Below are 14,481 nucleotides of genomic sequence, written 5' to 3'. Positions count from 1 at the left end.
GCGGACGCCCGGCCTCCGTGCGGGGAGGCCGGGCGTCCGTTCGACCTGCGGTCGGCTACGCGCCGAGCTGGAGGTTCGCACCGGGGATCGCCGCGAGGAGATCCTTCGTGTACTGCTCCGTCGGGTTCTCGAACACGTCGTCGGTGGCCGCGGCCTCGACGATCCGTCCCTTCTGCATCACGCACACGTTGTCGGCGATGACGCGCACGACCGCGAGGTCGTGCGTGATGAAGAGGTAGGTGAGGTCGAGCTCGGCCTGCAGGTCGGCGAGCAGGCGCAGGATCTGGGCCTGCACGAGCACGTCGAGCGCCGACACGGCCTCGTCGAGGATGACGATCTCGGGCTTCAGCGCGAGCGCGCGCGCGATCGCGATGCGCTGGCGCTGGCCGCCGGAGAGCTCGTTCGGGTAGCGGCCGACGAGGGTCCGCGGCAGCGACACCTGGTCGAGCAGTTCGAACACGCGGGCACGACGCGACGCGCGGTCGCCCACGCTGTGCGTGACCAGCGGCTCCGAGATGGTGTTGCCGATGTTCCGGAGCGGGTTCAGCGAACCGTACGGGTCCTGGAACACGGGCTGCATCCGACTCCGGAGGTCGAACAGGTCCTTGCCGGTCAGGCTCGCGAGGTCCTTGCCGCCCACGATGATCTTGCCGCTCGTGACGTCCTCGAGCTTCAGCAGCATCTTCGCGACCGTGGACTTGCCCGAACCGGACTCGCCCACGAGCGCGGTGGTGGTGCCCTTCGGGATCTCGAAGGAGACCTTGTCGACCGCGGTGAAGTCGCCGGAGCCGCGGATCTTGAAGACCTTCGTGAGGTCCTCAACCACGATGGCGGGAGGCTGCGCGGCCGCGGCCTCGTGCGCCTCGGCGCGTGCCTCCGCAGTGGCGATCAGGTCGATCGTGTCCGTCGTCGTCCCGACCTCGGCGCCCGGCTCGTGCGCCGCGGCGTCCTGGCCGTGGATCGTGGACTTGATGCGGCGCGACGCCAGGCTCGGCGCCGCGGCCACGAGGCGCTGCGTGTAGGGGTGCTGCGGGTTCTGCAGGATCTCGAGGGAGGGTCCCGACTCGACGACCTTGCCCTTGTACATGACCACGAGCTGCTCGGCGCGCTCGGCGGCGAGCCCGAGGTCGTGCGTGATGAACAGCAGGGTGGTGCCCAGCTCACGCGTCAGGGACTCGAGGTGGTCGAGGATGACGCGCTGGACCGTCACGTCGAGCGCCGAGGTGGGCTCGTCGGCGATCAGCAGCTGCGGGTCGGCCGCCAGGCCCATTCCGATGAGCACGCGCTGGCGCATGCCGCCCGAGAACTGGTGCGGGAACTGCTTGAGGCGGCGGTCCGCATCCTGCAGGCCCGCCTGCTTGAGCACCTCGATGGCGCGGGCTCGAACCTCCTTGCGGCCGGTCGCGATGCCGTTGGCCCGGATCGCCTCCTCGACCTGGAACCCGATCGACCAGACCGGATTCAGGTTCGACATCGGGTCCTGCGGGACGAAGCCGATCTTGCGACCCCGGATGTCCTCCATCTCCTTCTTCGACGACTTGGCCAGGTCCTGGCCGTCGAGGAGGATCTGTCCGCCGGAGATCTCGCCCGAGCCGGGCAGGAGCTTGATGATCGCGTGCGCGGTCGTGGACTTGCCCGAACCGGACTCGCCCACGATCGCGAGGCTCTGCCCGCGGTAGAGCGTGATGTTCACGCCGTCGACCGCCGTGACCTTGCCCTCCTGGGTCGTGAAGTCGACCTTGAGGTCCTTGATCTCGAGGAGCGGCTGCTCCTCGCCATCGGGAGTGGTGTGCTGCACGTCGCTTCCGTTCACGGTGGAGGTCATCGCTGCGCCCTCGCCTTCGGGTCGAGCGCGTCGCGGGCGACCTCGCCGAGCATGATGAAGCTCAGGACGGTGACCGACAGCGCGATGGAGGGCAGGATCAGCGTCTGCGGGTTCGTCCGCAGGTCGACCTGGGCCTGGCTGATGTCGTTGCCCCACGACATGGTGCTCGAGGGCAGTCCGACACCGAGGAACGACAGGGTCGCCTCGGCGACGATCGCCGAGGCGAGCGAGATCGTCGTGATCACGATCACCGGGGCGATCGAGTTCGGAAGCACGTGGCGGATCAGGATGCGCAACCGCGTGACGCCGACGGCCGTGGCCGCCATGACGAAGTCGGCGTTCTTCACCCTGAGGATCTCGGCCCTCAGCACACGCGCCGTCGCCGGCCACGCGAAGATGCCGATGGCGAGGGAGATCGTCCACACGCTCGCGTACTGCGAGAGCACCGACATGATGACGACCGCGGCGAGGATGTAGGGGATCGAGAAGAAGATGTCGCCGAGTCGCGACAGGACCGCGTCGACCCAGCCGCCGTAGAAGCCGGCGAGCGCACCGAAGAAGATGCCGAGCGACGCGACGAGGAACGTGACGATCAGGCCGACCGACAGCGAGGTGGACGTGCCGTAGATGATCCGCGAGTAGATGTCGCAGCCTTGGCGGTTGTAGCCGAGCACGCTGCCGTCGCCCGGTCCCTGGTTGCTCAGCGAGAGCTGGCAGTACCGCGGGTCGACGCTCGTGAAGAGCGCCGGGAAGAGCGCCACGACCACGATCAGGAGGATCAGCGCCGAGGAGATCCAGAACATCGGACGCTTGCGCACGTCGCGCCAGGCGTCGGTCCAGAGGTTCGTCGGCTTGCCGTCGGCCTTGACGGAGTCGATCGCGACGAGCGGGGTCTCGTCGATGGGCGCGACGTAGTGCGCCTGGTTGGAGCGGGTGTTACTTGGCATAGCGGATCCTCGGGTCGAGAACGGCGTACAGCAGATCCACCAGCAGGTTGATGACGAGGTAGATCAGCACCATGACGGTCACGAACGAGACGACGGTCGGTCCCTCGCCGCGGATGATGGCCTGGTACAGGGTTCGTCCCACGCCGGGGACGTTGAAGATGCCCTCGGTGACGGTCGCACCGACCATGAGCACGCCGAAGTCGACGGCGAGGTAGGTCACGACGGGGATCAGCGAGTTGCGGAGGATGTGCACGGGGACGATGCGCCGCCGGGACAGTCCCTTGCTCGCGGCGGTGCGAACGAAGTCCTGTCCTCCCGTGTCGATGACCGACGCCCTTGTCAGTCGAACGATCTGGGCGAAGCTGATCGTCGCAAGCACGATGGCCGGCAGGATGAGGTCTTGGATCGGCGCACCCGGGCCGACGGTGGTCCGGAACCAACCGAGTTGGATGCCGAAGACGAACTGCGCGACGAAGGCGACGACGAAGACGGGCAGCGAGATCAGGATCAGGCTGACGACGAGGAAGCTCGCGTCGAAGATGCCGCCCTTGCGGAGGCCGGAGACGAGGCCGATCGTGATGCCGAACACCATCTCGATGAGGACGGCCAGGATGGCGAGCTGCAGGGTGACAGGGAAGGTCACGGCGAGGATCTCGGAGACCGGCTGACCCGAGAACGAGACGCCGAAGTCGCCCTGGAAGATCCCTGCCAGGAACAGCAGGTACTGCACGATGAAGGGCTGGTCGAGGTTGTACCGCTCGCGGACGGCCTCGAGCACCTGGGGCGGAGGGGTCTTGTCGCCGAAGAGGGCGACGACGGGGTCGCCCGGCATGGCGAAGACCATGAAGTAGATCAGGAACGTGGTGCCGAGCAGCACAGGGATCGCCTGAAGCAGTCGGCGCGCGATGTAACCGGCCATGGATCAGGCCCCGCGATCTGCGTGTGTTGACATTGTTTGGAGAAACCTCACCGATATGGGAGTGCGCACACACGATGTTACGCGCCTCGGCACACCCCGGATACGTGGGAGTGGGGCGGCGATCCAATGGACCGCCGCCCCACGGGCGTCAGAGAGTCTAACCCGCTGAAACCCCTGATCGAGAACTACTCGCTCTTGGTGACCTCGTAGTAGAGGGGCACCGAGTTCCAGCCGAACTGGACGTTCTCGACCTGCTCGCTCCACGCGCCGTTGACGGTGGAGTACCAGAGCGGGATCGCGGGGAGGTCCTCGAAGAGGATCTCCTGCGCCTGCTGGAACTTCTCGATGCCCGCCTCGACCTCGGTCTCGCTGAGGCCTTCCTGGATGAGGGCGTCGAACTCGGGGTTCGAGTAGTCACCGTCGTTCGAACCGGCGCCGGTCACGTAGATCGGGCCGAGGAAGTTGGAGAGCGACGGGTAGTCGGCCTGCCAACCGGTGCGGAATCCGGTCTCGATGGTGCGGTCGGTGATGGCGGTGCGGAACTCCGCGAACGTCGGGTACGGAGCACCCGAAGCGTCGATGCCGAGCTCGTTCTTGATCTGGTTGGTCACAGCGTCGACCCAGCCCTGGTGGCCGCCGTCGGCGTTGTAGCCGATCTGGAAGGAACCCTCCCACGGGCTGATGGCGTCGGCCTCGGCCCACAGCTCCTTGGCGAGCTCGGGGTCGTACTCGAGGACCTCGCTACCGGGGATGTCCTCGGAGTAGCCGTCGATGACCGGCGACGTGAAGTCGTGGGCCGGGGTACGGGTGCCCGAGAAGATCACGTCGGTGACCTCTTCGCGGTTGATCGCGTGCGAGATCGCGGCGCGGCGGAGCTTGCCCTCCTCGCCACCGAAGTGCGCGAGACGGTCCGGAACGACGAACGACTGGAAGATCGCCGCACCCTGCGTGACGGAGCGGTCGCCGAACTCGTCCTGGAAGGTCGAGAGCGCGCTGTCCGGGATGGCGTCGAGGATGTCGAGGTTGCCGCCCTGGAGGTCGGCGTACGCCGCGTCCTGCGTCGCGTAGAAGATGATCGAGAGACCACCGTTGGCGGCCTGGCGGTCACCCTGGTAGTCCTCGTTCACGACGAGGTCGATGCGCTCGTTGTGCTTCCACGCACCCTCGCCGTCGAGCATGTACGGGCCGTTGCCGATCGGGTTCTCACCGAAGGCGTCGAGGTCCTCCCACGCCGCCTCGGGCAGCGGGAAGAACGCCGAGTAGCCGAGTCGCAGCGGGAAGTCGGACTCCGGCTGCTTCAGGGTCACGGTGAAGGTCGAGTCGTCGACGACCTCGAGGCCGGAGAGCTCGTCGACGTTCTCGTCGTAGCTGAAGCCCTCGATCGAGTCGAAGAAGTAGCTCGAGAGCTGCGCGTTGTCGAGCGCGGCGCCGTAGTTCCAGGCCTTGACGAACGACTCGGAGGTGACGTCCTCGCCGTTCGTGAACTTCTGGCCGTCCTTGATGGTGATGGTGTAGGTCTGCGCGTCGTCGGTCTCGATCGACTCCGCCATGTCGTTGTGCGGAGCACCCTCGCCGTCGTAGTACACCAGACCCGCGAAGATCGAGTCGAGGATCTTGCCGCCACCGGTCTCGTTGGTGTTGGTCGGGATCAGCGGGTTCTGGGGCTCAGAACCGTTGGTGGTGATGATCGCGGTCGAGTCGCCGGCCGGGGCTTCGGGTTCGCTGCTGGACGAGCAACCGGCGAGCGTGAGCGCGCCAGCCGCCGCAAGAGCAATGGCTGCAACGCCGATTCTCTTGATCTTCAATGTTCCTCCTGTGAGATGAGCGCACGACTGATCGATTCGTGGTCGAGCAGGGGCGCTGGTAGGTGAATCGAGACTATAAGCGGGGGTCTGCCGAACAAACTTCACGGCGGAACCGTTACCGAGGCGCAATCTTGCGACAGGGTCATGCGCAGATGAGCAGCCGCGGGACGCACGATTCTTGCGTGACGAGGGCTCGTGCGAGGATTGCCGCATGCCTGCGGCACGACGTCTCCGCATCGAGGTGGCCATCGTGCTCGCGCTGTCGCTCGGCGCGTCCGCCGTCTACTCGATCGTCGCGATCATCGCCCGGCTGACCGCCGACCGCCCGCTCGGCGAGCAGAGCGCCGCACTGAACCAGTCGCGGTCGACGCGCGAGTGGCTCGACCTCACCTATCAGTTCCTCGACGTCGTCTTCGGCCTCGCGGTCGTGGCCCTCGTGCTCTACCTGCTCTGGCAGCCGGGCCGCAGCCCGTTCCGACGGATCGGCTTCGACCTGACCCGGCCCGGACGGGACGCGGCATCCGGGCTGCTCCTCGCGGCCGTGATCGGCGTGCCGGGCCTGGCGCTGTACGCGGCCGGTCGCGCGTTCGGCTTCACGGTCGCGGTCGTGCCGCAGCCGCTCGACGCCTACTGGTGGACGATCCCCGTCCTGGTGCTGGCCGCCCTGAAGGCGGCGCTCACCGAGGAGCTGATCGCGGTCGGATACCTCTTCACGCGCCTGCGCGAGCTCGGCGTCGGCCCGTGGGCGACGATCCTGTCGAGCGCGCTCCTCCGCGGCAGCTACCACCTCTACCAGGGCTTCGGCGGCTTCATCGGCAACGCCGTCATGGGCGTCGTATTCGGCTGGGCGTACACGCGCTGGGGCCGCACGATGCCGTTGGTCATCGCGCACTGGCTCCTCGACATCGTGAGCTTCGTCGGCTACCCGCTCGCCGTCGGCTGGTGGCCCGCGCTCTTCGCGCCGCCGGCGGACTGACCGACGGGCGCGTCGGGCCGAACGGGCGCAGGCGACGGATGCCGCGGCCGCGGCGCTTCGGCCACGTGCCGCGCCCCGGCGAGCGCGACCACGGTCGCCGGCATCGGCGGCAGGGTCTCCTCCGGCGGTTCCACGCGCAGGTCGGAGTCGTTCGAGCGCACGCGTGCGCCGTCGATCCAGCTCCGGCGGCCCGGCGTGCAGACCGCCGAGAACTGCTCGGCGCCTCCGTAGAACCCGCCCCTCGACAGGTCGCTGAACGACTCGGCGCGCCGGAGCGCGTCCGCCAGCTGCGGGTTGCGGCGGTCGAGAAGGCCAGCGCGCTGCTCGAGTCCGAGCCCCCGCGCTCCGGCGAGCGTGCAGCCGACCATGAGCCCCACGAAGCCGAGCGTGGCGAGCAGGGCGACGACATCCATCGGGATCATGCGCACCCCCCTTGTGCGAGTGATCCTCAGTGTACTCCCGGGCACGGTCGGGGGGACGGCCCGGATGCCGGCGCCTCCCGTGGCGCGGACCATGGTCGATGCCGGGCCGGACCGCCCGGACGCACGTCAGGAGAAGGAAGCATGGACCTCGCACACGCCCTCACCGCGGGAGGCCTCGCCGGCCGTCGCACCGACCACCGCTTCACCGCGGACGAGACGGAGATCCGCGCGGCGGAACAGCGCGTGGCACGCCGCCGGGCCGCCGCGATCGAGCGTCGCCCGATCGCGTTCACCGAGCGCGGGCGGCACGCGGCGCCGCGGACGGCCTGACGACCGCCCGCGGCATCCGCTCACCGCGTCCGCTCCGGGGCGCCGGGACGGCGCCGAGGGCGAGGCCGCGGTCGACCGTTACGCGAACGCCTCGATCGGCGGGCAGGCGCAGACGAGGTTGCGGTCGCCGTACGCCTGGTCGATCCGGCGGACGGGGGCCCAGTACTTGTTCCGGACGAGCGAGTGCACCGGGTAGACCGCCTGCTCGCGCGTGTACGGGTGCGTCCACTCCCCCGCGATGACCGACTCCGCGGTGTGCGGGGCGTTGCGGAGCGGGTTGTCCTCCGCGGGCCACTCGCCGCGGCCGACGGCGTCGGCCTCCGCCTTGATCTGGATCATCGCCTCCACGAAGCGGTCGAGCTCCGCGAGGTCCTCGGACTCGGTCGGCTCGACCATGAGGGTGCCCGCGACCGGGAACGACATGGTCGGGGCGTGGAAGCCGTAGTCGATGAGGCGCTTCGCCACGTCGTCGACCGTGACCCCCGTCTCCGCGGTCAGCGGGCGCAGGTCGAGGATGCACTCGTGGGCCACGAGCCCGTTCTCGCCCGTGTAGAGGACCGGGAAGTGGTCGCGCAGGCGCGCGGCGACGTAGTTGGCCGCGAGCACCGCGGTCGCGGTCGCCTGCTTGAGTCCCTCGGCGCCCATCATCCGCACGTACGCCCAGGAGATCGGGAGGATCGACGGGCTGCCGTACGGCGCCGCCGAGACGGGGCCGCCGCCGTGCTCGACGCCGCCGGCGTGGTCGGCGCGCTGGGCCATCGGGTGGCCGGGCAGGTAGGGCGCGAGGTGCGCCTTCGCCGCGACCGGGCCGACGCCCGGGCCGCCGCCGCCGTGCGGGATGCAGAACGTCTTGTGCAGGTTGAGGTGCGAGACGTCGCCGCCGACGTCGCCGAAGCGGGCGAAGCCGAGGAGCGCGTTGAGGTTCGCGCCGTCGATGTAGACCTGGCCGCCGGCGTCGTGCACCGCCTGCGTGATCTCCTTCACCTCGTGCTCGTAGACGCCGTGCGTCGACGGGTAGGTGATCATGAGGGCGGCGATGTGCTCGGCGTGCGCGGCGATCTTCGCGCGGAGGTCGTCGAGGTCGACGTTGCCGAGCTCGTCGGTCGCGACGACCGCGACCTTCATGCCGGCGAGCACCGCCGACGCGGCGTTGGTGCCGTGCGCGCTCGACGGGATGAGGCAGACGTCGCGCTCGTCGTCTCCGTTCGCGAGGTGGTAGCCCCGGATGGCGAGCAGGCCCGCGAGCTCGCCCTGGCTGCCCGCGTTGGGCTGCAGCGACACGGTGTCGTAGCCGGTGACCTCGGCGAGCCAGCTCTCGAGCTGCTCGATGAGCCCGAGCGAGCCGACGACGTCGGCCTCGGGCGCGAACGGGTGCAGGTTCGCGAACTCGGGCCACGTGACGGCCTGCATCTCGGTCGCCGCGTTGAGCTTCATGGTGCAGGAGCCGAGCGGGATCATGCCGCGGTCGAGCGCGTAGTCGCGATCGGCGAGGGTCTTGAGGTAGCGCATCATCTGCGTCTCGGACTGGTGCGTGTTGAACACCGGGTGCTCGAGGTACGGCGTCGTGCGGCGTTGCGCCTCGGGCAGGCTCGCGGGGAGCTCGCGGAGCGCCACCGGCACCTCGGTCCGCGCGTCGAACCCGAACGCCTCGACGACGAGCGAGAGGTCGGCCTCGGTCGTCGTCTCGTCGACGGCGACGTGCACGGTCGCCTCGTCGGCCTCCCAGAGGTTCACGCCGAGGTCGCGGGCCCTCGCGACGACGTCCGCTGCGAGGCCCGGCACGTGCACGCGGATCGTGTCGAAGTACGCGTCGTGCGCGAGCGTCAGCCCGAACCCGCCGAGCACGTCGGCGAGCGCCTTCGCCTTCGCCGCCGTGGTCACGGCGATGTGACGGATGCCCCGCGGCCCGTGGTACACGGCGTACATCGACGCCATGACGGCGAGGAGGACCTGCGCGGTGCAGATGTTCGACGTCGCCTTCTCGCGGCGGATGTGCTGCTCGCGGGCCTGGAGGCTGAGCCGGTAGGCGGGGTGGCCGGCGGCGTCCTGGGAGACGCCGACCAGTCGGCCCGGGAGCTGGCGCTCGAGGCCCTTCCTCACGGCCATGTACCCGGCGTGCGGGCCGCCGAAGCCCATCGGCACGCCGAAGCGCTGCGAGGTGCCGACCGCGACGTCCGCCCCCAGTTCGCCCGGGCTCGTGATGAGCGCCATCGCGAGCAGGTCGGCGGCGACGACGGCGAGCGCACCCTGGTCCTTCGAGGCGGCGATGACCGCCGTCGGGTCCCAGACGCGGCCCGACGCGCCCGGGTACTGCACGAAGACGCCGAAGTGCTCGCCGAGCGCGGCGGCATCCGTCGTCTGGTCGAGGTCGGCGACGACCAGCTCGATGCCGACGGCCTCGGCGCGCGATGCGAGCAGCGCGTGCGTCTGCGGCAGTGCGTCGGCGTCGACGACGAAGCGGTTCGACTTCGACTTCGAGGCGCGGCGCGCGAGGAGCATGCCCTCGACGACCGCGGTGCCCTCGTCGAGCATCGAGGCGTTCGCCGTGTCGAGCCCGGTGAGGTCGGTGACCATCGTCTGGAAGTTGATGAGCGCCTCGAGCCGGCCCTGCGAGATCTCGGGCTGGTAGGGCGTGTAGGCCGTGTACCAGCTCGGGTTCTCGAGCACGTTGCGCTGGATCACGGCCGGCGTGATCGTGCCCGAGTATCCGAGGCCGATCATCGACGTCCGCACCGTGTTCGCGTCGGCGAGCGCGCGCAGCTCGGCGAGCGCCTCGCGCTCGGTCGCCGCGGCCGGGATGACCGAGTCGAGCACCTCGTGCATGCGGATGGCGCTCGGCACCGCCGCATCCATGAGCGCGTCGAGCGAGTCGTAGCCGAGCGCGGCGAGCATCCACTCGTGGTCGCGCGGGGTGGTGCCGATGTGGCGGCGCCCGAAGGCGTCGACGTCGAAGGCCGTGGAGGTGCTGGTGGTCATCGTCTTCCTCGAGGTGGGACTACTCGCCCGTGAGGGCGCGGTACTCGTCGTGGCTGAGCAGGGCGGGCAGCGACGTGGTGGTGAGCTTCAGGAGCCATCCGTCGCCGTAGGGGTCGCTGTTGACGAGCTCGGGCGAGTCGACGACGGCCTGGTTCGACTCGACGACCTCGCCGTCGACCGGGGCGAACAGCTCGCCGACGGACTTCGTCGACTCGATCTCGCCCACGACGGTGCCGGCGACGACGGTGCTGCCGGCGTCGGGCAGGTCGACGTAGACGACGTCGCCGAGCTTCTCGGCGGCGTAGTCGGTGATGCCGACGGTGACGGTGTCGCCGTCGACCTTCACCCACTCGTGCTCGGCGGTGTACTTCAGGTCGGTGCGGTCGGTCATGGCGTGCTCCTCGTGGTGGTCGTGTGGTGCGGTCCCGGCGGTGCGTCCGTCGGAGGGGTCGTGGGTCAGGCGCCGCGCTTGTAGAACGGCAGGGCGGTGACGGATGCCGCGACGCGCGTGCCGCGGACGTCGACGAACAGGGACGAGCCGACCTCCGCGAGCTCGGGGGCGACGAAGGCCATCGCGACCGGGTGGCCGAGCGTGGGCGAGAGCGCGCCGGAGGTGATCTCGCCGACCTTCCGGGCGTCGTCGCCCTCGCCGTCGTAGACCGCGTAGCCCGCTCGGGGCGCGCGCCGGCCGTCGGCGGTGAGCCCGACCAGCACGGGCGCGCCGTCGGCCGGGCCCTGCTCGATCGCGGCGCGGCCGACGAAGTCGCCGTCCTTCGTCAGCGCGACGACCCGGCCGAGGCCGGCCTGGACGGGCAGGATGTCACGGGAGAGCTCGTGGCCGTAGAGCGGCATGCCCGCCTCGAGGCGGAGCGTGTCGCGGCTCGCGAGCCCGCAGGGCACGACGCGCGGGCCGCCGGTCTCCTGCAGCGCCTCCCACAGCGCCTTCGCGCGCTCGGGGGCCACGTAGAGCTCGAAGCCGTCCTCGCCGGTGTAGCCGGTGCGGGCGATGAGTACGGGCTCGCCCTGGAACTCGGCGGCGACGGCACGGTAGTACTTCAGCCCCTCGATCGCGGCGTCGAAGTCCTCGTCGTCGTTGCCCGGCCCCTGGATGCCGAAGCCCTCGGTCTCCTGGAGCACCTCGAGCGCGTCCGGGCCCTGCAGCGCGATGAGCGCGATGTCGTCGGATTCGTCGAACACCTCGCACTCGAACGGCGCCGTGCGGGCGCGCAGCTCCTCGGCGACGACGTGGCGGTTGGCGGCGTTGGCCACGACCATGTAGCGGTCGGGTCCGGTGCGGTAGATCACGAGGTCGTCGATGACGCCGCCGTCGCGGGCGAGGAGGAGCGAGTACTTGGCCTGGCCCTCGACGATCGCCGAGAGCTTGCCGGCGAGCGCGTAGTCGAGCGCGTCGGAGGCCTCGGGCCCGACGACGAGGATCTCGCCCATGTGGGAGAGGTCGAAGAGGCCGGCGTGCTCGCGGACCGCGTGGTGCTCCGCGAGGTCGCTGGAGTAGCGGACCGGCATCTGCCAGCCGGCGAAGTCGGTGAACGACGCGCCCGCGGCGCGGTGCACCTCGTCGAGGGGGCTGCGGCGCTCGGTGGTGCCGGGGTCGGTGGTTCCGGGTGCGTCGGTCACGAGTTCTCCAGGATCGCGCGGATCACGCGGCGGTCGCCGCGGAAGAACTCCCCCTCTGTCATGGGCCTGAGAGCTTCGCGACGCCCCGGGGGAGCTGTGCTTTCACCTTCGGCGGGAAGCCGCCGATGCGGCATCCGCTTTTCAGAGTCGGCCTCGTCATCGCGGTGATGCGACCTGAGAGATTGGCGGGGAGGCTTGCTCCTTCGGTGCCGGCATGTTCCGTCAAGGAACCGCCGGCTCTCCCGCGATGCGTCGATGGCCCGGTATGCGGTTGTCGGGGGCAGTCTACCAACGCGCGCGCCCGGGTTCGCGCGCAGTCGCGCGTGCGCGTCGCGCGGGCGCCGCGTCACGCGATTGGCGTTCGTGTCATGGTGACTGTAAGCTGTCGTGCAACGACTTAGCGTCATGCTGACTCTAAGCGTCGGCGAGAGAGGCGAACGGATGTCGCAGCACGACGCGCACGCGCGCCTGGCCGTCTCGACGGTCATCTTCGCCCTCGCCCCAGACCAGGCCGACGGCGTCGCCGACGACCGCGAACGCCCCACGAGCCTGCGCATCCCGCTCGTGCGGCGACTCCGAGAACCCGGGCTCGGCCGATGGGCGCTGCCCGGCGGCTGGCTGCCGGTCAGCGAGGCGCTCGACGACGCCGCCGCACGCACGCTGCACGAGACGACCGGGCTCGCCCCGAAGTACCTCGAGCAGCTCTACACGTTCGGCGACCCCGACCGCTCCCCCGGCGAGCGCGTCGTCTCCGTCGTGTACTGGGCGCTCGTGCACTCCGACGAGGTCGAGCGCGCCGTGTCCGACGAGAACGTCCGCTGGTTCGACGAGGACGCACTGCCCGACCTCGCGTTCGACCACGCCGCGATCATCGACTACGCGCTCCGGCGCCTTCGCACGAAGCTCGTCTACTCGCGCATCGCGCATGCCCTCCTCGGCGAGCGGTTCACCATGGCGGAGCTCCGCCGCGTGCACGAGGCCGTCCTCCGGCGACGCCTCGACCCCGCGAACTTCCGCCGCACGATCGAGGCGTCCGGGACCCTCATCGACACCGGCGAACGCCTCGCCGGCACGCGGCACCGCCCGCCCGCGCTCTACCGCTTCGACCCCGCACACTCGCCCGTGGCGTCGCCCTCACCGGCGCCGGCGGCGCCGCCGCTCGCGGCATCCGCCACCGCATCCCCGACCAGGCCCGGAACGCACAGCAAGGAACCGCAATGAGCACCACAGCAACCACGCCCGAGCGCGAGGTCCGCCTCGCGGCATCCGTCGATCGCACCATCCGGCTCATCACCACCGGCAAGGCCTCAGGCGAGACCTGCACGCCCGACCTCGCGAAGGGCCCGTGGGAGTTCGATACCGGCCCCGCCGGTTACGGCCCGGGCTCGTCGATGGGCGACGTGATCCCGACCGGGTCGCCGCGCCAGGGCGCGCTTCCCTCCGAGTACCGCGAGGCCTCCGACGCCGAGCTGCACGACCGCATCCGCGCCGCGAAGGCGACGCTCGGCGAGAAGGTCGTCGTCCTCGGCCACTTCTACCAGCGCGACGAGGTCGTGCAGCACGCCGATTTCACGGGCGACTCGTTCCAGCTCGCGAACGCCGCCATGACGCGCCCGGAGGCCGAGGCGATCGTGTTCTGCGGCGTGCACTTCATGGCCGAGACCGCCGACATGCTCTCGCGCCACGACCAGGCCGTGATCCTGCCGAACCTCGCCGCGGGCTGCTCGATGGCCGACATGGCCGACGAGTCGGGCGTCGAGGAGTGCTGGGAGCAGCTCGAGGAGGTCTACGGCGACCTCACCGCCACCGACGCGTCGGGGCGCGTGCCCGTCGTCCCGGTCACGTACATGAACTCGTCGGCCGCGCTCAAGGGCTTCGTCGGCCGCAACGGCGGCATCGTATGCACGTCCTCGAACGCGACGACCGTGCTCGAGCAGGCCTTCGAGCGCGGGCAGCGCGTGCTCTTCTTCCCGGACCAGCACCTCGGCCGCAACACGGCGAAGGCCATGGGCGTGCCCCTCGAGCAGATGCCGATGTGGAACCCGCGCAAGTCGCTCGGCGGGAACGCGGCCTCCGACCTCGAGGACGCGCGCGTCATCCTCTGGCACGGCTTCTGCTCGGTGCACAAGCGCTTCACGGTCGACCAGATCGAGCGGGCCCGCGTCGAGCACCCGGGCGTGCAGGTCATCGTGCACCCCGAGTGCCCGATGCCGGTCGTCGACGCGGCGGACGCCTCGGGCTCGACCGACTTCATCGTGAAGGCGATCCAGGCGGCGCCCGCCGGGTCGACGTTCGCGATCGGCACCGAGATCAACCTCGTGCAGCGACTCGCGGCCGAGCACCCCGAGCACGAGATCTTCTGCCTCGACCCGGTCGTCTGCCCCTGCTCGACGATGTACCGCATCCACCCGGGCTACCTCGCCTGGGTGCTCGAGGAGCTCGTCGCCGGGCGGGTCGTCAACCGCATCTCGGTCGGCGAGGAGGTCGCGGAGCCGGCACGACTCGCGCTCGAGCGCATGCTCGCGGCGAAGCCCCCGGCCTCGGTGCCCGTGCCGGCCGGGTCGACCATCGCGGCGGCGACGGATGCCGCCGCGGCGCGGTCGACGGCGGCGGCGACTGCGGCGACCGCGACGACCGGGGGCTGAC

12 protein-coding genes and 2 riboswitches are annotated in these 14,481 nt (G+C 70.2%); of the genes, 4 read left to right on the top strand and 8 right to left on the bottom strand.

Annotated features, from left to right (window positions below):
* Window positions 1–55: 55 nt before the first annotated feature.
* The 4 genes from ACFVHK_RS13480 to ACFVHK_RS13465 form a co-directional block, all read right to left on the bottom strand.
* On the bottom strand, window positions 56–1,825 hold the full coding sequence (locus ACFVHK_RS13480; RefSeq protein WP_376929242.1) for a dipeptide ABC transporter ATP-binding protein: 1,770 nt from the start codon (window positions 1,823–1,825) through the stop codon (window positions 56–58).
* On the bottom strand, window positions 1,822–2,772 hold the full coding sequence (locus ACFVHK_RS13475; protein ID WP_376929241.1) for an ABC transporter permease: 951 nt from the start codon (window positions 2,770–2,772) through the stop codon (window positions 1,822–1,824). The genes ACFVHK_RS13480 and ACFVHK_RS13475 overlap by 4 nt, the downstream gene beginning before the upstream one ends.
* Window positions 2,762–3,691 carry an ABC transporter permease gene (locus tag ACFVHK_RS13470; protein ID WP_129234162.1) on the bottom strand — a complete coding sequence of 310 codons (930 nt, stop codon included), beginning with the start codon at window positions 3,689–3,691 and terminating at the stop codon, window positions 2,762–2,764. Before ACFVHK_RS13470 ends, ACFVHK_RS13475 begins: the two co-directional genes overlap by 11 nt.
* 185 nt (window positions 3,692–3,876) lie before the next feature.
* A complete protein-coding gene (locus ACFVHK_RS13465; protein WP_129234161.1) occupies window positions 3,877–5,496 on the bottom strand; it encodes a peptide ABC transporter substrate-binding protein in 1,620 nt (539 codons plus the stop codon).
* A 211-nt stretch (window positions 5,497–5,707) separates the two neighbouring features.
* Here ACFVHK_RS13465 and ACFVHK_RS13460 point away from each other — a divergent pair, with 211 nt between their 5' ends.
* Window positions 5,708–6,472 carry a CPBP family intramembrane glutamic endopeptidase gene (locus ACFVHK_RS13460; RefSeq protein ID WP_376929240.1) on the top strand — a complete coding sequence of 255 codons (765 nt, stop codon included), beginning with the start codon at window positions 5,708–5,710 and terminating at the stop codon, window positions 6,470–6,472.
* On the opposite strand, the gene ACFVHK_RS13455 is transcribed toward ACFVHK_RS13460, so the two are convergent.
* Window positions 6,418–6,894, bottom strand: coding sequence for a hypothetical protein (locus ACFVHK_RS13455; protein WP_376929239.1), 477 nt, complete (start codon window positions 6,892–6,894; stop codon window positions 6,418–6,420). The two genes, ACFVHK_RS13460 and ACFVHK_RS13455, sit on opposite strands and share 55 nt — an antisense overlap.
* A 141-nt stretch (window positions 6,895–7,035) precedes the next feature.
* Between ACFVHK_RS13455 and ACFVHK_RS13450 the strand changes: the two genes are divergently transcribed.
* Complete coding sequence (locus tag ACFVHK_RS13450) at window positions 7,036–7,224, top strand: hypothetical protein (RefSeq protein WP_376929238.1); 189 nt, start codon at window positions 7,036–7,038, stop codon at window positions 7,222–7,224.
* Window positions 7,225–7,302: 78 nt separating this feature from the next.
* On the opposite strand, the gene gcvP is transcribed toward ACFVHK_RS13450, so the two are convergent.
* From gcvP to gcvT, 3 genes are all read right to left on the bottom strand, one after another.
* Entirely contained in the window at window positions 7,303–10,200 is a 2,898-nt protein-coding gene (gene gcvP, locus ACFVHK_RS13445; RefSeq protein ID WP_376929237.1) for an aminomethyl-transferring glycine dehydrogenase, read from the bottom strand.
* Window positions 10,201–10,219: 19 nt separating this feature from the next.
* Window positions 10,220–10,591, bottom strand: a complete 372-nt coding sequence (gcvH, locus tag ACFVHK_RS13440; protein WP_129235648.1) for a glycine cleavage system protein GcvH — start codon at window positions 10,589–10,591, stop codon at window positions 10,220–10,222.
* 65 nt (window positions 10,592–10,656) lie between these two features.
* Entirely contained in the window at window positions 10,657–11,835 is a 1,179-nt protein-coding gene (gene gcvT, locus ACFVHK_RS13435) for a glycine cleavage system aminomethyltransferase GcvT (protein WP_376929236.1), read from the bottom strand.
* 45 nt (window positions 11,836–11,880) lie between these two features.
* Window positions 11,881–11,986, bottom strand: a riboswitch (glycine riboswitch).
* A gap of 1 nt (window position 11,987) precedes the next feature.
* Window positions 11,988–12,090, bottom strand: a riboswitch (glycine riboswitch).
* A 186-nt stretch (window positions 12,091–12,276) separates the two neighbouring features.
* On the opposite strand from gcvT, the gene ACFVHK_RS13430 reads away from it, so the two are divergent.
* Together ACFVHK_RS13430 and nadA are read left to right on the top strand one after the other, a co-directional pair.
* Window positions 12,277–13,056 (top strand): NUDIX hydrolase, encoded by a 780-nt coding sequence (locus ACFVHK_RS13430; protein WP_376929235.1) that lies wholly within the window; start codon window positions 12,277–12,279, stop codon window positions 13,054–13,056.
* On the top strand, window positions 13,053–14,480 hold the full coding sequence (gene nadA / locus ACFVHK_RS13425) for a quinolinate synthase NadA (RefSeq protein WP_376929234.1): 1,428 nt from the start codon (window positions 13,053–13,055) through the stop codon (window positions 14,478–14,480). The genes ACFVHK_RS13430 and nadA overlap by 4 nt, the downstream gene beginning before the upstream one ends.
* Window position 14,481 lies beyond the last annotated feature (1 nt).

This window comes from Agromyces binzhouensis, from assembly GCF_042672355.1.
Classification (GTDB): Bacteria; Actinomycetota; Actinomycetes; order Actinomycetales; family Microbacteriaceae; genus Agromyces; species Agromyces binzhouensis.
Note: the sequence above shows the minus strand (reverse complement) of the source record. Positions and strands in the feature narration are given on the sequence as shown.